This window comes from Lewinella sp. IMCC34183, from assembly GCF_003390915.1.
Taxonomy (GTDB): domain Bacteria; phylum Bacteroidota; class Bacteroidia; order Chitinophagales; family Saprospiraceae; genus Neolewinella.
Genome location: NZ_QMEM01000001.1, coordinates 689785 through 712795, shown reverse-complemented (window position 1 = coordinate 712795; position 23011 = coordinate 689785). Strand labels below are relative to the sequence as shown.

Sequence of the window (23011 nt, the reverse complement as noted above, 5' to 3'; positions counted from 1 at the left end):
GGTCTGTGGTACGAACGAAGCTAATTAACCGGAATGACTACGTTGATCGTCTTACTTTGCATTGCGCTCCTCCTGCTCATCATCGTGCAGGTGGCCCGGGTCCGTGACCTGGCCCAGCGCCTGCGCGGCAGCGAGGAAGTGGAAGCAAAAGCCACGGCCGCTACCGGTCGGGGGCTCATGTTCTTCATGATCGCCCTGCTGGTAATCACCAGTGCCTCCGCGCTCTACTACAAAAACTACATCCTCGGATTCGGTCCCAATGCCTCCGCTTCGGAGCACGGTGCCGAAATCGACAGCATGATGAAGTGGACGCTCGGCGTCACCTACTCCGCCTACATCCTCACCCACATTGCCCTGTTCTACTACGCCTACAAGTTCCGCAGCCGCAAAGGCCACAAGGCGCAGTACCTGAGCCACAACAATACGGTGGAGCTGGTCTGGACGGGTATCCCCGCCATCGTAATGACCTTTCTGGTGGTCGGTGGACTGGATGCCTGGAACACCATCATGAGCGACGTAGGCGACGACGACAACTACATGGAGATCGAGGCCACCGGCTACCAGTTTGCCTGGGCCATGCGCTACCCCGGACCCGACGGTCTGCTGGGCCGCAAGGACTTTCGCCTGATCACGGGTGCCAACCCCCTGGGCGTAGACTACACCGACCCGAAGAGCTGGGACGATATTCAGATCAACGACGTTACGCTTCCCGTCGATCAGAAGGTCCGCGTGCGGATCACCGCCCAGGACGTCCTTCACGATTTCTACCTGCCCCAGTTCCGCGTCAAGATGGACGCTGTTCCCGGCCTGCCCACCTATTTCGTCTTCACCCCCCGCACCACTACCAAGGAGTGGCGGAAGGGTCTTTCTGAATACCCCGAGTACCAGCTGCCCGACCCGGAAACGGAAGGCAAGCAACTCTGGGAGACCCGCAATTTCGAACTGGCCTGCGCCGAGCTCTGTGGCATCGGCCACTATTCCATGGCGCGTACCGTCAACATCCTCGAGCAGGATGATTTCGACACCTGGTACGCACAGCAGGAGTCGTACTATGAAACCAGCGTAAAGGGCACCAAGGACGATCCCATGTTCATGGCCGACGTCAAGCAGCGCCGCACCGACTTCAATCAGGCGGTATCCACCGCGATGGGCACTTCGAGCGACGAGGACAACTACCTTACCCTGGATTACGTGACCTTCGAGGAAGGTACGGCTACCCTTGGCGGAGATTCCGAGTACCAGCTAGACGATCTGCTTTCCTACCTGGAGCGCAACGAGAATGCCGGTGTCGTCCTCATGGGCTACGAAACCGGAAACGCCGCCGACGAAGCTGCTAACATCAGCCTCAGTGACCAGCGTGCACAGGCTGTACGGGATTATCTCATTGAAAACGGCATTGAAGCTGACCGGCTGCGCAGCCGCGGCTACGGTTCCAGTCGGCCGATGACCACAATGGGTGGAAACCCCGGGGAATCCCGCAACTCTGGCATCGAAATGTATATTACAGAAGGAGAGATCGCCATACCCGAAAATGCGGCTCTCTCCTCCAAGTAAGCTATCCTTTAAAGAAATACCTACAATCTAAATTCCATGGCTACAGCAGTTATTACGGCCCCGCTGAAACGCGACGAAGCACTGATTGAGGAATTTGGTTACGACGATCACTTCCACGAGCACCACCACGGGGATAAGTATCAGTCGAACTTCATCTCTCACTACATTTTCAGCATGGATCACAAGATGATCGCCAAGCAGTTCCTGATCACGGGAATGTTCTGGGCCATCATCGGTGCCGTAATGTCGCTCATCTTCCGGATGCAGCTCGGCTTCCCCGAGGAGAGCCTTGCGTGGCTTCAGCCGCTGCTCGGCAAGTGGATTACCGTTAACGCCGAAGGAGTAGGAACCCTGGCTCAGGACTTCTACTACGCCCTGGTGACCATGCACGGCACCATCCTGGTTTTCTTCGTGCTTACCGCCGGTCTGTCCGGTACATTCAGCAACCTGCTGATCCCCCTGATGATTGGTGCCCGCGACATGGCCTCGCCGCTGTTGAACATGCTCAGCTACTGGTTCTTCTTCGTTTCCGGTACCATCATGTTCGCCTCGCTGTTCCTGTCCACCGGCCCTTTCGCCGGCGGTTGGGTAGCGTATCCGCCTCTGTCGGCCCTTCCCCAGGCCATGGACGGTTCGGGTGCTGGTATGACCCTGTGGACTATCTCGCTGGTACTGCTCGTTGTCTCCCTGCTGCTGGGGGGTATCAACTACATCACCACGGTACTTAACCTGCGCACCAAGGGAATGAGCATGTGGCGCCTGCCGCTGCCGATCTGGGCCTTCTTCGTGACGGCCATTCTCGGTCTGCTCTCCTTCCCCGTACTTACCTCCGCCTTCTTCCTGCTGATGCTCGATCGTGGTATCGGTACCAGCTTCTATCTCTCCGATATCTACATCGGTGGTGCGGCGCTCGATCACGTAGGCGGTAGCCCGATCCTATACCAGCACTTGTTCTGGTTCCTGGGTCACCCCGAGGTGTACATCATCATCCTGCCGGCCTTCGGTATCGTATCCGAAGTATTGGCCGTCAACAGCCGCAAGCCGATCTTCGGCTACCAGGCGATGGTGTTTTCGATCCTTGCGATCGCCTTCCTGGCATTCATCGTATGGGCTCACCACATGTTCATGTCGGGCATCAACCCCTTCATTGCCAACTTCTTCGTGATCTTCACCCTGATCATTGCCGTTCCCTCCGCGGTTAAGGTGTTTAACTGGATCGCCACGCTGTACGGGGGTAACATCCGCTACAATCCCGCCAGCCTGTTCGCCATCGGCTTCGTATCGATGTTCATCTCTGGAGGTCTTACGGGTATCTGGCTCGGTAACTCCGCGCTCGACATCCAGCTGCACGACACCTACTTCGTAGTTGCTCACTTCCACATCGTGATGGGGGTTGCTGCCTTCTTCGGCATGTTCGCGGGCATCTACCACTGGTTCCCCAAGATGTACGGTCGCTTTATGAACGGTACCCTCGGTAAGATCCACTTCTGGGGTACCACCATCGGTGCGTACTGCGTTTTCTGGCCGATGCACTACCTCGGTATGGCCGGCGTACCGCGCCGCTACTACAGCTTCGACAGCTTCCAGACCTTCGGTCACTTCGATGGTATGAACAAGTTCATCACGATCGCTGCCATCCTGACCTTCGGTTTCCAGCTGCTGTTCGTCATCAACTTCTTCTGGAGCATCTGGCGCGGCAAGAAGCTGACCACCAAGAACCCCTACCAGGCCAACACCCTGGAGTGGACGACCCCCATCGAGGTGGGCCACGGCAACTGGCCGGGCAAGCTTCCTACCGTACAGCGCTGGGCCTATGACTACAGCAAAGACGGTATCGACAACATCTCCCAGATGCAGCCGACCATGGAAGGCGAAACGACCGACCACTAATTAACTCTTACCCGGTGCGCGCTTGCGCGTACCCTTGGCGACCCGTAATTCGTGAGGCCCGTCGCCGCGAATTACGGGTTGTTTTTTACTCCCCATGAAAGCATCATCCACAAGTCGGGTAGAGGTTGCCGAACAGACTTCACGGCTCGCCGATCTGGCGGCTCTGGTGAAGTTCCGGCTTTCCATTACCGTTGTCCTGTCTTCGGTGCTGGCCTACCTGGTCGCCCTCTCGGGTACCGGAGTGAGCTGGTGGGCCGTCGCGGTCCTGACCGCCGGCGGTTTTCTGACCACGGCCGCCGCGAATATCCTGAACGAAATCCTCGAGAAGGATTACGACCGGCAGATGGAGCGGACCCGCCGTCGGCCCCTGGCCGAGGGGCGGATGTCCACCAGCGAAGCACTCCTGCTTGCCGGTTTCTCCAGCCTGGGCGGCATTGCCCTGCTGGCACTCTTCAACCCCTGGACGGCCGTGCTCGGTATGGTGTCTTTGATGAGCTACGCCTTCGTGTACACTCCGCTGAAGCGGGTAGGCCCCGTCGCCGTAGCGGTAGGTGCCGTACCCGGCGCCCTCCCAGCCCTGATCGGCTGTGCTGCGGCGGAGGGATCCATCACGACCCTGGGGATTACCCTTTTCACCCTGCAGTTCTTCTGGCAGTTACCCCACTTTTACGCTATCGGCTTTCTCGGCGCCAGGGATTACCGCAAGGCGGGATTCCGGCTGGTTCCCGAACGTGATGGCGAGGTGGACGCCCGGCAACTCGGGCGGGACGCCGTACTGGCAGCTGCGGCACTTATTCCGCTGGGTGTCATTCCCTATCTCCTGGGAATCACCTCCGCCGGGGCTGCCGGGTTCGTGGTCGTTTGCGGGGCCGCTTTCTGTTACTACGCCGTACAATTTTATCGTCGCCCGGAGCGGTCGACGGCACTCCGGATGATGTTCTTTTCCTTCGCCTATCTGCCGCTGGTTTTCACGGCTTACTGGGCGGGTAAATTCTTTATGTAATGAGTGCAATACAAACAACCGCGGATCAGCAACTTGCGGCGGTAACCCGCCGCAGCAAGCTGCATCCGCTCAAAATGGTCATGTACATCGGACTGGGGAGCCTGGTCATGATGTTCATTGCCCTGACCAGCGCGTACATCGTACGTCGCGCCTCGGGAAACTGGTTGGAATTTTCTATCCCAACCATTTTCTACGTCAACACTTTGGTCATCCTCGTCAGTAGCCTAACTTTGCACGCTGCATACGGGGCCTTCAAACGGGAGGCCGCAAATGCGTACAAGATTTTGCTCTCGCTGAGCTTCGTCTTGGGTATTGCCTTCCTCGTGATGCAGTACCTGGGGTGGGAGGAACTGGCCGCACAGGGCGTTCCGCTCAAGATCAACCCGGCGGGTGATTTCGTGTACGCGATCAGTTGGCTGCATGCCCTGCACGTAGTGGGGGGACTGGCGGCGCTGGCCGTCGCGCTCGTTCTTGCTTTCGTGCTGAAATTGCGGCGAACACCCGCACGCCAGCTGCGGCTCGAACTGACCATCATCTACTGGCACTTCGTAGACGTGCTGTGGATCTACCTTATCGTTTTCCTGAGCCTGCAACGCTAGGCTTACCACTCATACTTTATCAACGACACCGATATGACCGAAGAAAGAGATACGGATATCATCATCGCGGAAGACCAGAAGCCCGAACTGAATAACGACTGGTCGGGCGGCGACCGCAAGCCTTTCCGTACGTCCTACGGAAAGCTGATGATGTGGTACTTTCTGCTGTCCGACGCCTTTACGTTCGCCGGATTCCTGATTTCGTACGGCGCCCTGCGATTCAGCAGCCCCAGCTGGCCGGTACCCGATAAGGTATTTGCCACCGCGCCGTTCGGCATCAACGAGTTGTTTCCCAACAATGAGGCACCGCTCATCTTCGTGACCTTCATGTCATTCCTGCTGATCATCAGCTCAGGTACCATGGTCCGGGCCGTTCAGGAAGGCGCCCGCGAAAACAAGCGCGGCGTGGTTTTCTGGATGCTGCTTACCGTTATCGGCGGTGCGGGCTTCCTCGGTTGCCAGGCCTGGGAATGGACGAACCTAATCGTGCGGGAAAATATGACCGTCACCACCAACCCCTTCGGTACCTATACGGAGAACGGCTTCTACCTGGATCCTGAAACCGGCGAACCCACCGAGGAGGAAGTAGTCGAGGGCGAAACCTACCTGCTGCACGTGGCGGGTGAAAGCCACGGTGAGGAAGAAGCCGATCCCGGCGGCACCCAGCACACCGCAGGCGCGGATCACTTCTCTTATTCCACGACCCCCGGCGACTACCCGGGCTACGTGGTCGACGGCCTGCAGGCCGACGGTACGGTAAATCCGGATTCGAAGCCCTTCATCCACCGCAAGTACGTAGTGACCGACGAGCTCTCCGGCGACCTGGTAGTACGTACCCAGGAGTTCGGCCCCTCGGCCTTTGGTGCCCTCTTCTTCGGCATTACCGGCTTCCACGGTTTTCACGTGGCCACTGGCGTTATCTTCCTGCTCATCATCCTCATCAATGCCGGCAGTGGCGTCTACGTCGCCCGGATGAACGGCTACGAGATGGTGGAGAAGATTGGCCTGTACTGGCACTTCGTCGACCTCGTATGGGTGTTCGTATTCCTGGTATTCTACCTCCTCTAATAGCTGTCCGGGCCGTATCCGGCCCCGTATCCATCGCATACCTTCCCGCCCGGCGGGTCTAAATTATCTCCCCATGGCACAACACCTTAGTTACGAAGAGTCCAAAAGCGCCGTCTGGAAAGGGCTGGGTTTGCTCGCGGCGGTGACCGTTGCGGAAGTTCTTCTCTCGCTGCTCAAGGCTGCCGAGTTCGCGGAAAGTATCCGTCCGCTCATTTACGTTGCCTCCCTCGCCATCATCGGCCTTTCGGTATATAAGGCGTACTTCATCATTTACGAGTTCATGCACATGGGCTACGAGGTCAAGGGCCTCGCCATGACCGTACTCTTACCCACCATGCTGCTCATCTGGGCCCTGATCGCCTTCTTCAATGAAGGTGATGCCTGGCGCGAAAAGCGTGAGAAGGTACTGTACAAGAACTCCCTGCAGGTGCCCCAGGGCGGGGACGTCGGCCTGGCCCATGACGTTCTCCGGCTGGAGCTGGATTGCTAAACGGATACCGTCATTGCAGTACGGCAAAGGTCCGGGCTCGGTACGTGCCCGGACCTTTGTCGTACCGGCCGGCGCCTTCTCACCTGGGCGTCATAATTCCGAGGTCACGCATCCGTGCCGCTTCCCCCGCGTTATCTAACAAAGCAAATTCCGTGACCGGTAAGAAGAAACTCCTGAACTCGGGCGTCCTGCTGCTATTGCTTGTGGTGTTTCCCCTGATTTCGTTCCTGTACCTGCGGCAGGGGTCCAACTACCGTCGGGACGCGATCCTCACCCAGGGTGACTACGGCACCATGCCCGACCTCTACCGCCTTACGCCGGTTCGGGGACAGCTGCCGGATCAGTTGCGTGGGGCAATGACGGTAGTGGGGTGGCTCGATCCGACCAAGGAGGAAGGTACCCGACTGTACGGCCACATGCTCGACAGCCTGTACCAGCAGTTCCAGGATAGTCCGAATCTCTACTTCACCACCATCGTTCTGGCCGATTCTGCAAGCCGGGCGGCTGACGCATTCGCCGATACCTACAACCTGCCCGACGACCCGATGATCAGCTTTCTCCGCGCCGACGAGCGGACGTTCGGGCAAACGGCCGAGAATTTTCGCCTGCCGCTCGGCACGTACGACTCTCCCGGCATCCAGCCGGTAGTGGCCCTGGTCGATAGCTCTCTGACCATCGTTAAGCACTACGACCTCGCCCGCCGCGACGAAACTATCGGCCTGGTCCAGCTCGTATCTCTCATCATCCCTCTTCCCCAGAAAAAGGAAATCATCCTCGACCGCGGTAAAGAACTGTAACCATGAACGGACGGCCCCATCCCGAACTCACCACCTATCCGGAAAGCGAAGGCTGGCTCAAGACGGCTACCTACGTATTTTCGGCCGTTGTGCTCATCCTGGTCTTCGTGATGCGGGAAGTGAGTCTTCCCATTGACTGGGACGTGAGCTTCCTGCCCGCCGTCAACGCTGCCCTGAACGCCCTTACCGCCGTGGCCCTGCTGTTTTCTCTGTACTTCGTTAAGCAGGGAAAATTCGTCCGGCACCGCAACGCCAACGCGGTGGCACTTGGCTTGTCGGTGATTTTTCTGCTGTGCTACGTTGCCTACCACTTCACCACTCCCGAAGTCCTTTTCGGCGATGCCAATGCCGATGGCGTGCTGTCCGACGCCGAACGGGTCGCGGTGAGCGGTACCCGCCCCTGGTATCTCGTTATCCTGATCAGTCACATCACGCTCGCCGGCATCCTTTTACCCTTTATTTTGTTAACTACAGTACGGGCGATCGCCGGCAAATGGATGCTCCACCGCCGCATGGCCCGGTACGTATGGCCGCTGTGGTTCTACGTAGCCATCACCGGTCCGGTTGTCTACCTGATGCTCCGTACCTATTACCCCTAATCCGCTATCATGAAAAAGCTGCTGCCCATTTGCCTCGTCCTGGTTCTGCTGCTCGCCGGCGGCACCGATCTGCTGGCCCAGTGCCCTATGTGTCGAGCCACCGCCGAAAGCAATCTGGCTAACGGGGGTACGGAAGGACAAGGGCTCAACCAGGGGATTCTTTACCTGCTCGGTATGCCCTACGTACTCGTGGGCGCCATCGCCTTTATCTGGTGGAAGAACCGGAAGCGGGAGGAGGAGATTGTCTAGCCACCAAGAGCTTTTCGGCCGTCGCGCGCGGCAAGACCGCCGTGCGGCCCGCGTAGGACAGGGTGACCGTTCCGTCAAAGGCCTCCACCTCCTCCACCGTAATCAGGCTCCCGAGTTTCAGTTGCTTGGAGTCGAGGTAGGTCAGGAAGTCCGGCGTACTGTGATCCAGGCCCACCAGCTTTACGGCCGTACCCGCCCCGCAGTCACTCAGCCGGTCGCCCCCCTGCTCGCGTAGATTGCCCTCCCGGTCCGGGATCGGAGAACCGTGGGGATCCGCATGCGGGGAGCCCAGTAATTCATCCATCCGCTCGAAGAGGGCCGGACTGTCGATGTGCTCGATCTGCTCGGCGATCGGGTGGACCTCTTCCCAGCCGAAACCCATCTTCTTTACCAGATACATTTCCGTCAATCGGTGCTTCCGTACGATGAGCGCCGCCTGCCGCCTCCCCGCCTCGGTAAGCCGCAGCGGCCGGTACCGTTCGTAGATCACTAGTCCCTGCTCGTCCAGCCGCTTGACCATACTATTGGCCGACGGCTTGCTGACCCCGAGCGTTGCGCTCAGGTTACTGACGGTAACCGTTCCCTGCTGTCCGCTCAGCGCCAGGATCGCCTTCAGGTAGTTTTCCACGGTGGGTGATGCCATGGACCGAAAGTAGAAATTAAGTTTGGTAAACAAAGTTAGTCTTTGCTAACTTAATGATTAGTTAACTGATCGATCTATGTTTTACATTGCTTACTCGCGCCGGCGCGCGGGTGCCGTGGGGTGGGGGAGTCCAACCCCTATGGGGCTGGGTGCCCTCGTTCTTTCCTTGCTCGGTTCGTTGCCGTTCGGGACATCCCTGGCGGCGCAGGAATTGATTACGGGGCTGGTCATAACGGCGGAGGGCCTCCCGATCGAGTCGGCTACGGTGCAGGTTACCGGTACGGACCGGGGTACCCTCACCGGTGCGGACGGTTCCTTTATGATCGAAGTACCGTCCGGTGATACTGCCCGCCTGCGCTTTTCCAGCCTCGGGTACCAGCCGGTGGAGGAAGCGGTGCGCCTGCCCCCAAAACAGCCGCTGACCGTGGTACTGCAAGCCCGGGGCGAGTTGCTCGATCAAGTGGTGGTGAGCGGATCCATGAAACCCGTGAGCCGCAGCAACAGTCCCGTACCGATCGAGGTATATACCGCCGAATACTTTGCGGCCAATCCCGCGCCGAGCTTCTTCGAGTCCCTGCAGCAGGTCAACGGCATCCGCCCCCAGCTCAACTGCAACGTCTGCAACACGGGAGATATCCACGTCAATGGACTCGAGGGGCCCTACACTATGATCCTGATCGACGGAATGCCGATCGTCAGCGGCCTGGCGTCCGTCTACGGGCTGAGCGGTATCCCCCAGGCCCTGGTCGAACGGGTCGAGGTAGTGAAAGGACCAGCCTCCACCCTGTACGGCTCCGAGGCGGTGGGGGGGCTCATCAACGTTATCACCCGCAGTCCCGGTACGGGCCCCCGGGTTACGGCCGATGCCATGACTACCGGCTGGGGCGAAACCAACCTTGACCTCGGCCTTACCCGAAACCTCGGCACCCGCGTCCGCGCCCTGCTCGGGGCGAACGTCTTCCACTACGGAAATCCCCGCGACGATAACCGAGACGGGTTTACGGATGTCACCCTGCAGGACCGCGTCAGCGTTTTCTCCAAGTGGAACGTCACTCGGCCCGACCACCGCGCCCTGACCGTGGCCGTACGCTACCTCTACGAGGACCGCTGGGGCGGTCAACTGGCCTACGGCCCGGAATACCGGGGTGGGGAGGAGGTCTACGGAGAGAGCATCCAGACCCACCGGTGGGAGACCTTTGGCACTTACGCTTTCGCGACGCCCCGCCCCCTGGAATTCCGGTACAGCCTGACGGGGCACTACCACGACAGCGCCTACGGGAGTACGATCTATCTGGGTTCCCAGTACATCGGGTTCGGCCAGCTCACCTACCGCCCCGCCGACGTGACCAACCACGATCTCCTCCTCGGGGCGGCCTACCGCTACACCTGGTACGACGACAATACCCCCGCCACCGCCGGGGAAGTGACGAACGCTCCCTCGCGTACCTCCCTGCCGGGGCTGTTCGCCCAGGATGAGTGGACCCTCAGCCGACGCAGTACGCTACTGACAGGACTGCGTCTCGACCACAACAATCGCCACGGTATGATCCTGACGCCCCGCCTGAACTACAAGTATTCCGGTCGCGATGGAGGGCACACCCTGCGCCTGAGCGTGGGCAACGGCTACCGGGTAGCCAACGTCTTCACCGAGGACCACGCTGCGCTGACCGGGGCCCGGGAGACGGTTTTTGCCGAGGCCCTCCGCCCCGAAACCTCGTGGAACGGCAACGTCAATTACGTCCGGCGGATCTTCGACTGGGGTCCGGGCATTATTAGCTTCGACGGTAGCCTGTGGTATACCCGATTCGGTAACCGCATCCTGCCCGATTACGAAACCAATCCCAACCAGATCATCTACGCCAACCTGGACGGGCACGCCGTGTCACGGGGTGGGAGCCTCGCGATCGACCTAAGCCTCAATTCCGGCGCCACGGCCAACCTGGGGCTCACGGTACAGGACGTATATACCGTCAGCGGTGGACGCCGCCGGCGGCAACTGCTCACCGAGACGGCCTCGGCGGTATGGCGGATCAGTCAGCCCCTGCCGCGGGGCTGGTCGGTGGACTACACCGGCAACCTGTACGGACCCATGCTGCTGCCCCGGCTGGGCGAGCTCGATCAGCGGCCGGGCCGGTCGCCGTGGTTCAGCCTGCAGAACCTGCAGGTCACTAAGCAATGGGACTCCGGACCGGAAGTGTACCTGGGAGTAAAGAACCTGCTGAACTTTACGCCGCCCGCAAATAGTATCGCGCGGGCCTTCGACCCCTTTGATAAGGAGGTGACCTTCGCGCCCGGGGGTGGGGTAGTGCCTACGGCCGACAATCCCCAGGCGCTCACTTTCGACCCCTCCTACGTGTTTGCCCCCAACCAGGGCCGACGGCTGTTCGTGGGCGCGCGCTATACCCTCAAGTGAGCTTACCTTGGCCCCCAACAAACCAGTTAGCCATGTCCGTAATCAACCTCGAGGATAAGTTTTCCCGCTTCAACGACCACTGGTCGCCCAAGGTGGTAGCGGAGCTCAACGGGCAGGCCGTAAAGCTGGCTAAGGTAATGGGGACCTTCGTATGGCACGACCACGCCGAAGAAGACGAGCTCTTTCACGTGGTACGGGGGACGCTCACCATCGATTTCGAGGACCGGGACCCCGTGGTCCTGCACCCCGGCGAGTTGTACGTGGTGCCCCGGGGAATCCGCCACCGGCCCCGCACCGCGCCGGACGAGGAAGTATGGTTGCTGCTGCTGGAACCCATTGCCACCCGGCATACGGGAGATGTAGACAGCCCCATGACCGTCCGGAACTACGAGCGTCTGTAGCCCCCGGCGCTTACTTTTGGGCCATGGCAGAAGAAACGAATCCCTGGACCCGCAAGTCGACCGACGTCCGCTACGACAACCCCTGGATCCGCGTGGAGCACCACGAAGTGATCAACCCGGCGGGAAACGACGGAATTTACGGCCTCGTGCGCTACAAGAATCACGCGGTGGGAGTCGTGCCGATTGACGAAACGGATCATACCTGGCTGGTGGGGCAGTACCGCTACGCCCTCGATGCCTACAGCTGGGAGATCCCCGAGGGTGGATGCCCGGTGGGAACGGACCCGCTCGAAACGGCCCGGCGCGAATTGCGCGAGGAAACCGGACTGGTCGCAACGGAGTGGACGCGCCTTTTCGAATTTCACCTGAGCAATTCCGTAACTGACGAATGGGGGGTGGTCTATACCGCGCGCAACCTGCGGCAGGAAGCCCCGGAGCCCGAAGACACCGAAGACCTCCGACTGCGCCGCGTCCCCCTGCGCGAAGCCATAGCGATGACCCGCGACGGTCGGATCACCGATGCGCTCAGCATTATGGCGTTACAGCGGGTGGCATTGGACCGGATAGGATAGGGCAATCCCCCCGACGAAAGAAATTTTCGAAACAAAATGCTTTTTGCTTAGGGGGGGACGGCTGGTTTCGTGTCCTACAGACAGACGGACGAAGACAAAAGTCTGCGGGCGTCTCGGGAGACCAAATGGTCTTCGTCCTAACCACAACGTGCAATCATGGATTCTGTCAACAAAATTAACCTCCTCGAGCAATTCGATCTGTTCGACGGCCTCAGCAACGAAGAAAAGAAACGCCTCAGCGAGGCTATGGAGTTTAAGAAAAAGCCCCGCTACTCCGTCATCTACCAGCCCGGTGAAGCCAGCGAGCACATCTACCTGCTGGCCAAGGGCCCGATCAAGATCAGTACCCACAGCAACGAGGGTAAGGAGGTGATCAAGCAACTCATCCACCCGGAAGCCGTTTTCGGCGAGCTTTCCCTGGTCGGTGAGACCACCCGCTCCGAGACGGCCCAGTCGCTCAAGGAAGAGGTGCATTACTACACCATCCGCGTGGCCGACTTTCAGCGGATCATCTTTGGTAACCCCGTCCTGAGCCGCCGCATTCTCAACCTGTTCGGCAAGCGTATGATGGCCGCCGAGCACAAGCTGGAGGACCTCATATTCAAGGATGCCCGCAGCCGGATCGTCGGATTCCTGCACCAGGTCGTCAGCGAGCGCGGTCGCCGCGTGGGGTACGAGATGCTGCTGAAGCACAGCCTCACCCACCAGGACATCGCCAACATCACCTGCACCAGCCGGCAGACGGTGACGCTGGTCCTCAACGAGCTCCGCAAGGAGAACCTGATCTACTTCAACCGCGGCCGTATTCTGGTACGCGATATGGACGAGTTGCTCGCGAGCGCCGCTTAGGACTTTTCTATCCCGGGAATCCTTCTACCTTTGCGTGTAACAAACATTATGATCCCAAAAATTTGTATCCCCGCTGGCGGCAACGCCGGCGGGGATTTTTTCGTTTCCTTCCCATGCGTCTGCTGACCCTTTACTGCCTCACCCTTCTCCTAACGGCCTGCTACACCTTTCGCGGCATATCCATTCCCGCCGGCGTGGAGCGGGCCTTTGTCCCCGTATTCGAGGATAATGCCCTGAGTGCCCCGCCTACGCTGGCCCTCGACATTACGGAATCCCTGCGCGACAAGGTCCGGGATGAGGCGCGCCTTGTGGTCACTGAGGAGGATCCGGACATTGAATTGCGCGGTACGCTGGTCGATTTCCAGGTGACCGCGGAAGGCGCGAGCGCCGGCAACGAGACGGCCGCCTTCGCCAAGCAGAACCGCCTGACGGTGGTGGTTGCCATTGAGTACACCAACCTGCGGGACCCCGATGCCGAAAACTGGCGTAGCAACTTCACCGAGTCGTTCCCCTTCGACGGCAATCAGACGCTCGCCAGCGTGCAGGATGAGGCCATCGCCTTCATCCTCGAAAACCTGAACGAGAAGATCTTCAACCGGGCCTTTGCTGACGACTGGTAAAATTTAGAATGTAAAATTTTACATTCTAAATTTTCAGCACTCCGGCAGGGCGACGGAAACGTGCACGGCCAGCCCGCCCTCCGCGGTCTCCTTGTACTTGCTGTGCATGTGCTGGGCGGTTTCCCACATCGTAGCCACGACGGCATCGAAGTGCACGACCGCCTCGCTGGCGTTGCCCGCCAGGGCGAGGTTGCTGGCGGTAATTGCCTTCATCGCCCCCATGGCGTTGCGCTCGATGCAGGGCACCTGCACCAGCCCCCCGATGGGGTCGCAGGTGAGTCCAAGGTGGTGCTCCATGGCAATTTCGGCGGCCTGCAGCACTTGCTTGGTACTCCCCCCCAGCACCTCGGTCAGCCCCGCCGCGGCCATGGCCGAGCTTACGCCCACTTCCGCCTGACAGCCGCCGACGGCCGCGGAGATGGTTGCCCCCTGCTTGAAGAGCGCGCCGATCTGGCCGCTGCTCAGGAAGAAACGGAGCAGGTCGTCCTCTCCGAAGTTGCCGAACAGGTAATGGTACAGGAGGACGGCGGGGATCACGCCCGAGGCGCCGTTGGTGGGGGAGGTAACCACGCGGCCCAGGGCGGCGTTCTCCTCGTTGACCGCGAGGGCGAAGCAGCTGATCCACTGGTTGACGGTGCTGAAGTCGCGGGTGGTCCGCCGGATGGCCGCCAGCCAGCTCTGACGGTCGGGGCATACCTTGCCGGCCAGCAACTTGCGGTTGAGGGCGGCGGCCCGCCGCCGCACGTTGAGGCCGCCGGGCAGTACGCCGTCGGTGTGGCAGCCCCGGTATACGCAGTTGAGCATCACCTGAAACAGGCGCTCGATCCGGGCGTGGATCTCCGCGCTGGAGCGGATGCAGCGCTCGTTCTCGTACAGCAGGCGGGTGACCGTCTTGCCGGAATGGGCCGACAACTCGATCATTTTGCGGCCCGAGGAGACGTCGTGAACGAAGCCGTACTCCTCCTCCACCGCCGCGGCCTCCCCCTCGCGCTCGATGAACCCGCCACCGAGCGAGAAGTAAGTAGTGCGCACCAGCTCGCCGGCTTCGGTCAGGGCCGTGAAGATCAGGGTATTGGGGTGACCGGGGTGGGTGGTCGGCTGAAATACGATGTCTTCCCGGAAGGAAAAGGGCACGGAGTGTGCGCCGAGCACAAGGCGACCGGACGTCTTCACCTCCTCAATCAGCCGGGGAATATCGGCCGTCACTACCGTAACGGGATCGTGGCCCAGGAGCCCGAGGACCACCGCCAGGTCGGTACCGTGCCCGACGCCGGTCTTGGCCAACGAGCCGAAGAGTTGTACCGAGATACTCTGCACCCGCGCACCCGCCAGGTGGGTCACGAAGTCCTGGGCGGCACGCCAGGGACCGAGGGTGTGGGACGAGGAAGGCCCTACGCCGATCTTGTATATGTCGAAAACGCTGAGCCGGGTCATGGGGGAGAGGTGTCGGTGAAATCAGTTGCCGTGACAACAACGTAAAGATACGGGTAGTACGTGCTCAGTCGCGCCACACGAAGGGGAACAGCACGATGCCCACCGCCACGGCGATCAGGTCGACGGCCAGGGTAAGGTAGATGGGTTGCCAGAGGTCGTTGCTGCCCGCGTCGATGGCGTACAGGCCGGTGTCGAGCAGCAGCTTCAGCAGGGGAATGACCAGCGGGAAGGAGAGGATGGCCATCAGCGTACCGCTGCCGCCCGCCCGCGCCGTGATGGCGGATACGAAGGTAAGAATGGCCGAAAGCCCCACGCCGCCCAGCAGCACGCCCAGGACCAGGGGGAGGGGGCGCGTCACCACATCCGCCGGAGCGAACAGGGTAAGCAGCACGAAGGTGAGCCCCGCGATCATCCAGATGACCGCCGCGTTAAAGAGCAGTTTGCTGAAGAGCAGCGCCAGCGGGCTGGCCAGGGTATAGTAATAGTAGTGGCGCCGTCCGCCCTCCCGCAGAAAGCTGCGCCCCGCCGCCACGGTGGCGCCGAAGAAAACGATCACCCAGTATAGGGCGTTGAATACCGGGCCTTCGAGCCCGTTGCCCACGGCCAGGTAGACGATGACCACCGTGGTCACTACGTACAGGAAGATGCTGCCCAGCGCGTACTTGTCCCGCCACTCGAGCCGCAGCTCCCAGCGCAGGAGTTCATAAATTTGCCGTACCGTGGACATAGGACGGGCAAAGATACGTTGCGCCCCACGCTATCTTGCCCCCGCCGCGTTTACGCTTTCCCTCGCCCGCCATACTTACTGAACCGTTGTTGATGCCCCTGCCGTTTCGCCTGCTTCCCCTCCTTCTCCTGCTGACCGGTCCCGTGCTGTCCGCTCAGCAGCTGACCGTGGAGGCGCGCCGCGGCGACGGGATCTACTCTCTCCTGCGCCGCTACGACCTGGTCGCCCACGGCTGCAACATCGATGAATTCAAACGCCTGAACCGCCTCACCAGCAACAGCAAGCTGATGGTGGGCGACCGCTACGCGCTTCCCGTGGAGATCTTTACCTACGACGGCACCAGCATCCGGACCACGACCGGCAACGACGACTGGGACCGGGCCGTGGCCATCAAGGAGTACAACGAACAGCTCTTGAGCGCCGGGCTCCGCGACCGCGACTACCGAAAGGACCGCGTCCTGTACCTGCCGTACCACATCGACCACTGCTCCTTTTCCGCTTCGGTCGCCGCGGCCCTGCAGCCGGAGATCGTCAACCTTGGCGAGAACGCCGGCAGCCAGGAGGAGATCGACCGGCTCAAGGACCGGGCCGCCGAGCGCGATCCGATCGCGGTGCCGGACCAGGTTACCCTCGCCGGGCCGCGGACCTTCCGCATCTTCGGCCCCAAGTACGCCGAGGTGCCCCTCATCGACCGGGAGCTAGCGGGCCGCATCTTCTACATCGTCTCGGGACACGGCGGACCCGACCCGGGGGCCGTCGGCCGCCGCGGCAACCACCAGCTGCCCGAAGACGAATACGCCTACGACGTCGCCCTCCGCCTCTGCCGCAACATCCTGGAGCACGGGGGCACCCCGTACATGATCGTCCGCGACGAGAACGACGGCATCCGCGACGACAACTACCTCAAGCCCGACAAGGACGAAACCGTCTGGGGCGGTGCCTCCCTGCCCCGCAATCAGAAGGCCCGCCTCTTCCAGCGCTCCGACATCGTCAACGCGCTCTACGAGGAGAACCTGGCCAAGGGCATTACCGACCAGACCATGATCGCCATTCACGTCGACAGCCGCCACCGCGGTCAGCGCATTGACGTGTTCCTGTACTACGGGGAGGGCGACCTGGTGGGGGAGAAGACGGCGCAGCGCATCCAGCGCACCTTCGCCGGCAAGTACGAGCAATACCGGCCCGGCCGCGGCTACGAAGGCTCGGTCACCGAGCGCGACCTGCACATGCTGCGGGAAACCAAGCCCAGCAGTATCTATATCGAGCTGGCCAATATCGCCAACGCCAGCGATCAGCACCGCATCATCAACCCCCAGAACCGGCAGCTGCTGGCCGACTGGCTGCTCCTGGGCCTGATCGAGTAGGGCTGATCTAGCTGCCGTGATCCACCACGTCGAGCACCGACCGGAAAGTCACGAACTGTCCCTTGAACTTGCGGTCGTGCAACTGCTGGTGATCGTAGGCGAATTTTTCCTGGTAGATGTCGAAGGCCGGCCGCGAGCTGACCGTGAACTGGAGCGCGTAGGTGAAGCCGTCGGACTCGTCTACGCCCAGCAGGCGGCTCAGTTTATAGTCCTCGAATACGCCGCTTTCCATCACGTGGGGGATGTAGGACTGGCGCATCCAGCTTACCCACTCATCGTGGACGGCGTGTTCGATTTTGTTGGTTATGTTATACAACAGCATGTAGGGAAGTTAGTCCTCGCGGACGATCTGGGCCCCGAGGGCCTGCAGACGGGTATCGATATTCTGGTAGCCGCGGTCGATCTGGTAAATGTTGTCGATCCGGCTGGTGCCTTCGGCCGAGAGGGCGGCGATGAGGAGGCTGACGCCGGCCCGGATGTCGGGGCTGGTCATCCGGATACCCCGCAGGGGCGTACGGCGGTCCATACCGATGACGGTGGCCCGGTGGGGATCGCAGAGAATGATCTGGGCCCCCATGTCGATCAGCTTGTCGACGAAGAAGAGGCGCGACTCAAACATCTTCTGGTGGAACAGCACGGAACCGCGGGCCTGGATGGCCGTCACCAGCGCAATGCTCATCAGGTCGGGCGTGAAGCCGGGCCAGGGCGCGTCGTAGATGGTGAGGATGCCGCCGTCGAGGAAGTTCTGCACCTCGTAGTGGTCCTGCGGGGGGATGCGGATATCGTCGCCGTTGTACTCCAGTTTAATCCCGAGCTTCTCGAAGGTGCGCGGGATGATGCCGAGCATGTCGAGGCGTACGTCCTTGATGGTGATGTCGCTCTGGGTGATGGCCGCCAAGCCGATGAAGCTGCCGATCTCGATCATGTCGGGCAGCATTCGGTGGGTGCAGCCCTGCAGGCTGTTCACGCCCTGGACGCGGAGCATATTGGAGCCGATACCGCTGATCTTGGCGCCCATGTGGTTGAGCATGTGCGAAAGCTGCTGCAGGTAGGGTTCGCAGGCGGCGTTGTAGATGGTGGTCTCCCCCTCGGCGAGCACGGCGGCCATCAGTACGTTGGCGGTACCCGTTACGCTGATCTCCTCCATGTGCAGGAAGGTGCCCTTGAGCCCGTCGGTCTCGAAGGCATAAATTTTCTTCTCGTCGTCGTAATCGAAGGAGGCCCCCATGGCCTGCAGGCCGAGCAGGTGGGTGTCGAGGCGGCGGCGTCCGATCTTGTCGCCCCCCGGTTTGGGCAGGCTGGCGCGGCCGTAGCGGTTGAGGAGGGGAGCGATGAGCATCACTGACCCGCGGATGCGCTGGGCGTCGCGTACGTAGTCGGCGCTGAGGACGTACTCCAGGTCGATTTCGGCGGCGGTGATTTCTACGGTGTGGCGGTCGATGCGGTCGACGCGGGCCCCCAGGCCGGCGATCAGGTCGATCATCTTGTTCGCGTCCTCGATGTCCGGCAGGTTCTCCACGCGCACGGTATCCGCCGTCAGGAGGGTGGCACTCAGGATTTGCAGGGCCTCGTTTTTGGCCCCCTGGGGGATGATTTCGCCCGACAGGCGGTGGCCGCCTTCGACGATAAAGGTTCCGTTGGTGTTCATTGGGGGCAAGGTAAGTTTAGTTGATGGATTGCTGAGTAGGTGTACGGTGCCCCGGCCGGCTGGGGGGAAGGGTTCGGCGCCGGAGCGCAGGTGCAACGACGGTCGCGGACCGCAACGTACCCGGCATACCGTACTTTGTGGGCTTACGTACCTATTTATGCCCGCTACCCACCACCTTCCGCTCTACCTCGTTGCCCTATGTTTCCTGTTCGTCGCCTGTGAACGGGAGCCGTCTGCCGGAACGGAAAACGGCGCGCGCCTGCTTGTCTACAACGCCGACGTCTGGGCGGGCGTCGATAAGGCACCCGCCAGCGCCCTGCTGGTCGGCAACGACGGCACCCTGCTTGCGCTCGGACAGGACACCACCGAGTGGGCGGATCGCCTTGGCCCCGACGTAACCCGCCTCGACGCCGGCGGCCGCTTCCTGATGCCCGGCTTCATCGAGGGGCACGCCCACTTCAGTGGCCTGGGCAACAGCCTGCGCAACCTCAACTTCCTGCGGTCGCGCAGCTGGGACGAGATCGTCGCCATGGTGGAGGACCGAGCGGAAGAAACACCGGAGGGCGTCTGGATCACCGGCCGCGGCTGGCACCAGGAAAAGTGGGAGCAGCCCCACGACCACAGCATCGGGGGCTACCCCCTGCACGACGAACTGAGCAAGATCACCCCCAACCACCCGGTGGTGCTGCGCCACGCCAGTGGCCATGCGCTCTTCGCCAACGCCAAGGCCATGGAGCTGGCCGGCGTAAGCCGGGAGACGCCCGACCCGCGGGGCGGACGCATCCTGCGCGACGAGGTCGGTGACCCCACCGGCGTCTTCGAGGAGCGGGCCATGGACCTGATCGCGGATGCGTACCAGAACTTCGTACAGACGATGTCGCCCGTCGAGCGCAAGGACGAGTGGCTCGCCGGTATCCGCGCCGCCCAGGAAGAGGCCCTCAGCAACGGCATCACGTCCTTCCAGGACGCGGGCAGCACCTTCCGCGAGATCGACTGGTACAAGGAGCTGGACGATACGGACAGCCTGCGTCTGAACCTGTGGGTCATGCTGCGGCACGACTACGACGAGATGGCCGACCACATGGAAGGCCTGCCGTACTACGGCGACCGCTTCACCTGCGCCGCCATCAAGAGCGAGCTCGACGGGGCCCTGGGCAGCTACGGGGCGTGGCTGCTCGAACCCTACTTCGATAACCCCGGCTTTACCGGGCAGAATACCACGCTGGTGGCAACGGTAGACAGCATCGCCCAGCTGGCCGCGGCCCACAATATGCAACTCTGCGTGCACGCCATCGGCGACCGGGCCAACCGGGAAACCCTGGACGTGATGGCCCGCTACGTGGATACGACCCAGGACAAACGCTGGCGCATCGAGCACAGCCAGCACATTGACCCGGCCGATATTCCCCGTTTCGCCGAGCTTGGCGTGATCGCCTCGATGCAGGGCATCCACTGCACCTCCGACGCCCTCTTCGCGGAAACGCGGCTCGGAACGGAGCGCGCCCGGGAGGGCGCCTATCCCTGGCGCAGCCTGCTCGACGCCGGGGCCGTCGTCACCAACGGTACCGACGCGCCGGTAGAGGACGTCAACCCCATCGAATCGTTCTATGCCTCGGTCACCCGGAAGCGGGCCGATGGAAAGGCGACCTTCTTCCCTGAACAGGCCATGACTCGCGAAGAAGCCCTGCACAGCTACACGGCCGCTCCGGCCTACGCCGCTTTTCAGGAGAAGGAGCGCGGTACGCTTGCACCGGGGATGCAGGCGGACTTCGTCATCCTCAGCAATAACCTGCGCGACTGCGCGGATGAGGAAATCCTGGGCACCGAGGTCCTCGCCACCTACGTCGGGGGCGAACGGGAGTACCAGGCCAAGTAACACGCTGCCTGCCCCAGCGCAGTACAATGCTGCCTCCGGCAGCGCCAGTACGATGCTGCCTCCGGCAGCGCCAGTACGATGCTGCCTCCGGCAGCGCCAGTACGATGCTGCCTCCGGCAGCGCCAGTACGATGCTGCCTCCGGCAGCGCAATACGACGCGCTCCAAAAGCGCATAAGCAACGCCGTCGGGTCTGCCAGAAAGTCTTCCGGGAGCGGGAGGCAATCGGCGACTATCTTGTAGCCATTCACCCTGAAAGACGCCATGAAACACGCTCTCCTTGCCTGGTTTACCCTCCTGCTCGCCGGGCAATTACCTGCCCAGTTGTATGACCTGTTTGGTTCTATGCAGCCGACCTACGCCCGGGTAAACTTCATCGGTCAGTACGGTCACCTCCCCACGCTGGGTTCCGAAGCCAACGAGTCAATGATCGCCGGACTGGCGCAGCTTGAATTGTCGGCCGTACCGGGAGTCATCCGAATAGGCGATAACTACCTGGACACTGTGTCGGGAACCTCCCTGCTTTCCCTGCGCGCGCCAAATGGGGAGGCCTGGTTCGGCATCTGGAAACCGACGGATCCCGCAGCCGACCTGCGCCGTATTTGGGGGCACGTGCGGGGCGTTTATTCCGGCATCGATAGTCCGTACTCCGTGTATTACCCGGAAAGCGATACGGCGTTTACGATGCAGTTCGTCTTTCACACCGACAGCACCATCGTAGCGGGTGGGGTGAAGGTTGCTACGGTAGCCAGCCCACCGGCATTCGAATGGAGACCTACCTCCGCAGAGGAGGATCAATACGAGAGGGCATTGGCCCGCCTCGCCACGATGGTCGATCAGGTGTACCAAGTCAGCGTAGACCCCGCCGATACCGTCTACGCCGCCCACCCCGACCGACAGTTGACCGCCGACGAGCGAGTGTACGGCCTGGTACAGTTCTGGACGGACGTCAAGTACAACTTCGCCTTCTTCGACCAGGTACCGGACCTCAACTGGGACGCAAAGCTGCTGGAGTACCTCCCCCTGGTGCGGGAAGCGGACAGCGACTACACCTATTTCCGGCTTTTGCAACGGCTCTGCGCCCAACTGCAGGACGGCCATACCAACGTGTACCCCCCGGGCTCGTTCTACCGGACGCGGGTAGCACCCCCCGTCCGCATCGGGGTAGTCGACGGGCAGTTCATCGTTGAGAACGTCGATTCATCCTTGCTTGCGGAACTGCCGCTGGGCAGCACCATCACCGCGGTTGGGGGAGTAGACATCGACCCCTTCGTGACGGATAGTATCTACCCCTACCTGTCGGCGGGCAGCGATCACGTACGTCGCATCCAGGCTACCAACGAGCTACTGCGCGGGCGGGAAGGAACCGTGGAGGTCACCGCAGTCACCCCGGCGGGCGAAACCGTACGCACCCGGTTGCAGCGTCCGGGGAACCGGCAGGGCACCCGCTGGGCCAGGACCGACCCGCAGCTGCCGCCCGCCCGCTTTGCGTTGCTGGCGGATGGTGTAGGCTACCTCCAGTTGAACACCTTCGCTGACCCGGCGGTCGCCGATTCCTTCCAGGTCTACCGCCCGCAGCTTGAAGGGGCCAACGCTCTGGTCATCGACCTGCGAAACAACGGCGGTGGCAACTCCTCCGTAGGATACGACGTACTGCGCCACTTTCTGCAGGATCCCGTGGTGACCTCCGCCTGGCGCACGCGGGAGCACCGCTCCGCCTTTCAGGCCTGGGGACAGTACTACGCAGATAAGGGAATCACCTCCCCCGACGATTTCACGCAGCGGGCCCTGCGGACCTTCCGCGGCGACTTCTGGTACTACGGAGATGCCGACACCCTGACGCCGGCGGACACCGTATATCATCTGCCGGTGGCGGTGCTGGTGAGCCACCAGACGGCCAGTGCCGCCGAGGATTTCCTGGTGGCGGCCGATGCCGTACCCACCTTCACCTACGTGGGGGAGGCCAGTTTCGGGAGTACGGGGCAGCCCCTGGCCATCTTCCTGCCGGGCGGGGCCTCGGCCCGCGTGTGCACCAAACGGGATACCTACGCGGACGGGCGGGAGTTCGTGGGGCCGGGGGTGCAGGTAGATGTGGAGGCGCAGCCGTCCGTGGCGGATTTTCTTGCGGAGCGGGACGTGGTACTGGAGGCTGCGCTGGAGTTGCTGCGTAGTAAGCGGTAGGCTGGCGCGGTCGGAGACCGCATTTTACTAGCGCGG

At 61.5% G+C, this 23011-nt stretch carries 22 protein-coding genes; 17 read left to right on the top strand and 5 right to left on the bottom strand.

The features are described from left to right. Nucleotides 1-33: 33 nt before the first annotated feature. From DQG19_RS02925 to DQG19_RS02885, 9 genes are all read left to right on the top strand, one after another. On the top strand, nucleotides 34-1554 hold the full coding sequence (locus DQG19_RS02925) for an OmpA family protein (RefSeq protein WP_116124712.1): 1521 nt from the start codon (nucleotides 34-36) through the stop codon (nucleotides 1552-1554). A gap of 36 nt (nucleotides 1555-1590) precedes the next feature. Then, entirely contained in the window at nucleotides 1591-3444 is a 1854-nt protein-coding gene (locus DQG19_RS02920; RefSeq protein WP_116124711.1) for a cbb3-type cytochrome c oxidase subunit I, read from the top strand. Between the two features lie 94 nt (nucleotides 3445-3538). After that, on the top strand, nucleotides 3539-4447 hold the full coding sequence (gene cyoE / locus DQG19_RS02915) for a heme o synthase (RefSeq protein WP_116124710.1): 909 nt from the start codon (nucleotides 3539-3541) through the stop codon (nucleotides 4445-4447). Continuing rightward, on the top strand, nucleotides 4447-5046 hold the full coding sequence (locus DQG19_RS02910; RefSeq protein WP_232826427.1) for a heme-copper oxidase subunit III: 600 nt from the start codon (nucleotides 4447-4449) through the stop codon (nucleotides 5044-5046). Before cyoE ends, DQG19_RS02910 begins: the two co-directional genes overlap by 1 nt. A 33-nt stretch (nucleotides 5047-5079) precedes the next feature. Next, the gene (locus tag DQG19_RS02905) at nucleotides 5080-6114 is read left to right on the top strand and encodes a cytochrome c oxidase subunit 3 (RefSeq protein WP_116124709.1); all 1035 of its coding nucleotides are present in this window, start codon (nucleotides 5080-5082) and stop codon (nucleotides 6112-6114) included. 73 nt (nucleotides 6115-6187) lie between these two features. Continuing rightward, entirely contained in the window at nucleotides 6188-6604 is a 417-nt protein-coding gene (locus DQG19_RS02900; RefSeq protein WP_116124708.1) for a cytochrome C oxidase subunit IV family protein, read from the top strand. 152 nt (nucleotides 6605-6756) lie between these two features. Beyond that, on the top strand, nucleotides 6757-7401 hold the full coding sequence (locus DQG19_RS02895; protein ID WP_116124707.1) for a hypothetical protein: 645 nt from the start codon (nucleotides 6757-6759) through the stop codon (nucleotides 7399-7401). 2 nt (nucleotides 7402-7403) lie between these two features. Continuing rightward, nucleotides 7404-8000 (top strand): DUF420 domain-containing protein, encoded by a 597-nt coding sequence (locus DQG19_RS02890; protein ID WP_116124706.1) that lies wholly within the window; start codon nucleotides 7404-7406, stop codon nucleotides 7998-8000. A 9-nt stretch (nucleotides 8001-8009) separates the two neighbouring features. Beyond that, complete coding sequence (locus DQG19_RS02885; RefSeq protein WP_116124705.1) at nucleotides 8010-8249, top strand: hypothetical protein; 240 nt, start codon at nucleotides 8010-8012, stop codon at nucleotides 8247-8249. Here DQG19_RS02885 and DQG19_RS02880 read toward each other — a convergent pair. Further along, nucleotides 8206-8892, bottom strand: coding sequence for a metal-dependent transcriptional regulator (locus tag DQG19_RS02880; protein WP_116124704.1), 687 nt, complete (start codon nucleotides 8890-8892; stop codon nucleotides 8206-8208). The two genes, DQG19_RS02885 and DQG19_RS02880, sit on opposite strands and share 44 nt — an antisense overlap. 76 nt (nucleotides 8893-8968) lie before the next feature. On the opposite strand from DQG19_RS02880, the gene DQG19_RS02875 reads away from it, so the two are divergent. The 5 genes from DQG19_RS02875 (at nucleotide 8969) to lptE (ending at nucleotide 13747) form a co-directional block, all read left to right on the top strand. Next, nucleotides 8969-11305 (top strand): TonB-dependent receptor, encoded by a 2337-nt coding sequence (locus DQG19_RS02875; RefSeq protein ID WP_232826426.1) that lies wholly within the window; start codon nucleotides 8969-8971, stop codon nucleotides 11303-11305. A gap of 32 nt (nucleotides 11306-11337) precedes the next feature. After that, complete coding sequence (locus tag DQG19_RS02870; RefSeq protein ID WP_116124703.1) at nucleotides 11338-11706, top strand: cupin domain-containing protein; 369 nt, start codon at nucleotides 11338-11340, stop codon at nucleotides 11704-11706. Nucleotides 11707-11729: 23 nt separating this feature from the next. Further along, the gene (locus DQG19_RS02865; protein WP_116124702.1) at nucleotides 11730-12278 is read left to right on the top strand and encodes an NUDIX domain-containing protein; all 549 of its coding nucleotides are present in this window, start codon (nucleotides 11730-11732) and stop codon (nucleotides 12276-12278) included. A 156-nt stretch (nucleotides 12279-12434) separates the two neighbouring features. Further along, a complete protein-coding gene (locus DQG19_RS02860; RefSeq protein ID WP_116124701.1) occupies nucleotides 12435-13127 on the top strand; it encodes a Crp/Fnr family transcriptional regulator in 693 nt (230 codons plus the stop codon). Between the two features lie 113 nt (nucleotides 13128-13240). After that, nucleotides 13241-13747: an LPS assembly lipoprotein LptE gene (lptE, locus tag DQG19_RS02855; RefSeq protein WP_116125176.1), complete on the top strand. Its 507-nt coding sequence runs from the start codon at nucleotides 13241-13243 to the stop codon at nucleotides 13745-13747. A gap of 33 nt (nucleotides 13748-13780) precedes the next feature. Here the strand turns inward: lptE and DQG19_RS02850 are convergent, their stop codons facing one another. Continuing rightward, nucleotides 13781-15181, bottom strand: coding sequence for an L-serine ammonia-lyase (locus tag DQG19_RS02850; protein WP_116124700.1), 1401 nt, complete (start codon nucleotides 15179-15181; stop codon nucleotides 13781-13783). Nucleotides 15182-15245: 64 nt separating this feature from the next. Further along, nucleotides 15246-15908, bottom strand: a complete 663-nt coding sequence (locus DQG19_RS02845; protein ID WP_116124699.1) for a heme exporter protein CcmB — start codon at nucleotides 15906-15908, stop codon at nucleotides 15246-15248. A 92-nt stretch (nucleotides 15909-16000) separates the two neighbouring features. Here DQG19_RS02845 and DQG19_RS21140 point away from each other — a divergent pair, with 92 nt between their 5' ends. Then, on the top strand, nucleotides 16001-17272 hold the full coding sequence (locus tag DQG19_RS21140; RefSeq protein WP_198661634.1) for an N-acetylmuramoyl-L-alanine amidase: 1272 nt from the start codon (nucleotides 16001-16003) through the stop codon (nucleotides 17270-17272). Between the two features lie 7 nt (nucleotides 17273-17279). Here DQG19_RS21140 and DQG19_RS02835 read toward each other — a convergent pair whose 3' ends face one another. Both DQG19_RS02835 and murA read right to left on the bottom strand, forming a co-directional pair. After that, nucleotides 17280-17594 carry a DUF4286 family protein gene (locus tag DQG19_RS02835; protein WP_116124698.1) on the bottom strand — a complete coding sequence of 105 codons (315 nt, stop codon included), beginning with the start codon at nucleotides 17592-17594 and terminating at the stop codon, nucleotides 17280-17282. 9 nt (nucleotides 17595-17603) lie between these two features. Beyond that, the gene (murA, locus tag DQG19_RS02830) at nucleotides 17604-18920 is read right to left on the bottom strand and encodes a UDP-N-acetylglucosamine 1-carboxyvinyltransferase (RefSeq protein WP_116124697.1); all 1317 of its coding nucleotides are present in this window, start codon (nucleotides 18918-18920) and stop codon (nucleotides 17604-17606) included. Between the two features lie 157 nt (nucleotides 18921-19077). Between murA and DQG19_RS02825 the strand changes: the two genes are divergently transcribed. Both DQG19_RS02825 and DQG19_RS02820 read left to right on the top strand, forming a co-directional pair. Continuing rightward, entirely contained in the window at nucleotides 19078-20796 is a 1719-nt protein-coding gene (locus DQG19_RS02825) for an amidohydrolase (protein ID WP_116124696.1), read from the top strand. A 262-nt stretch (nucleotides 20797-21058) separates the two neighbouring features. Continuing rightward, the gene (locus DQG19_RS02820; RefSeq protein ID WP_116124695.1) at nucleotides 21059-22975 is read left to right on the top strand and encodes a S41 family peptidase; all 1917 of its coding nucleotides are present in this window, start codon (nucleotides 21059-21061) and stop codon (nucleotides 22973-22975) included. Nucleotides 22976-23011: the final 36 nt, after the last annotated feature.

Excerpts from the sequence above, each read along its gene's own strand:
- lptE (WP_116125176.1), top strand. The coding sequence starts at position 13,241 with ATGCGTCTGCTGACCCTTTACTGCCTCACCCTTCTCCTAACGGCCTGC.
- DQG19_RS02885 (WP_116124705.1), top strand. The coding sequence starts at position 8,010 with ATGAAAAAGCTGCTGCCCATTTGCCTCGTCCTGGTTCTGCTGCTCGCC.
- DQG19_RS02875 (WP_232826426.1), top strand. The coding sequence starts at position 8,969 with ATGTTTTACATTGCTTACTCGCGCCGGCGCGCGGGTGCCGTGGGGTGG.
- DQG19_RS02825 (WP_116124696.1), top strand. The coding sequence starts at position 19,078 with ATGCCCGCTACCCACCACCTTCCGCTCTACCTCGTTGCCCTATGTTTC.
- murA (WP_116124697.1), bottom strand. The coding sequence starts at position 18,920 with ATGAACACCAACGGAACCTTTATCGTCGAAGGCGGCCACCGCCTGTCG.
- DQG19_RS02925 (WP_116124712.1), top strand. The coding sequence starts at position 34 with ATGACTACGTTGATCGTCTTACTTTGCATTGCGCTCCTCCTGCTCATC.
- DQG19_RS02820 (WP_116124695.1), top strand. The coding sequence starts at position 21,059 with ATGAAACACGCTCTCCTTGCCTGGTTTACCCTCCTGCTCGCCGGGCAA.
- DQG19_RS02905 (WP_116124709.1), top strand. The coding sequence starts at position 5,080 with ATGACCGAAGAAAGAGATACGGATATCATCATCGCGGAAGACCAGAAG.
- DQG19_RS02865 (WP_116124702.1), top strand. The coding sequence starts at position 11,730 with ATGGCAGAAGAAACGAATCCCTGGACCCGCAAGTCGACCGACGTCCGC.
- DQG19_RS02850 (WP_116124700.1), bottom strand. The coding sequence starts at position 15,181 with ATGACCCGGCTCAGCGTTTTCGACATATACAAGATCGGCGTAGGGCCT.
- DQG19_RS21140 (WP_198661634.1), top strand. The coding sequence starts at position 16,001 with ATGCCCCTGCCGTTTCGCCTGCTTCCCCTCCTTCTCCTGCTGACCGGT.
- DQG19_RS02910 (WP_232826427.1), top strand. The coding sequence starts at position 4,447 with ATGAGTGCAATACAAACAACCGCGGATCAGCAACTTGCGGCGGTAACC.
- DQG19_RS02880 (WP_116124704.1), bottom strand. The coding sequence starts at position 8,892 with ATGGCATCACCCACCGTGGAAAACTACCTGAAGGCGATCCTGGCGCTG.
- DQG19_RS02845 (WP_116124699.1), bottom strand. The coding sequence starts at position 15,908 with ATGTCCACGGTACGGCAAATTTATGAACTCCTGCGCTGGGAGCTGCGG.
- DQG19_RS02835 (WP_116124698.1), bottom strand. The coding sequence starts at position 17,594 with ATGCTGTTGTATAACATAACCAACAAAATCGAACACGCCGTCCACGAT.
- DQG19_RS02860 (WP_116124701.1), top strand. The coding sequence starts at position 12,435 with ATGGATTCTGTCAACAAAATTAACCTCCTCGAGCAATTCGATCTGTTC.
- DQG19_RS02890 (WP_116124706.1), top strand. The coding sequence starts at position 7,404 with ATGAACGGACGGCCCCATCCCGAACTCACCACCTATCCGGAAAGCGAA.
- cyoE (WP_116124710.1), top strand. The coding sequence starts at position 3,539 with ATGAAAGCATCATCCACAAGTCGGGTAGAGGTTGCCGAACAGACTTCA.
- DQG19_RS02900 (WP_116124708.1), top strand. The coding sequence starts at position 6,188 with ATGGCACAACACCTTAGTTACGAAGAGTCCAAAAGCGCCGTCTGGAAA.
- DQG19_RS02920 (WP_116124711.1), top strand. The coding sequence starts at position 1,591 with ATGGCTACAGCAGTTATTACGGCCCCGCTGAAACGCGACGAAGCACTG.
- DQG19_RS02870 (WP_116124703.1), top strand. The coding sequence starts at position 11,338 with ATGTCCGTAATCAACCTCGAGGATAAGTTTTCCCGCTTCAACGACCAC.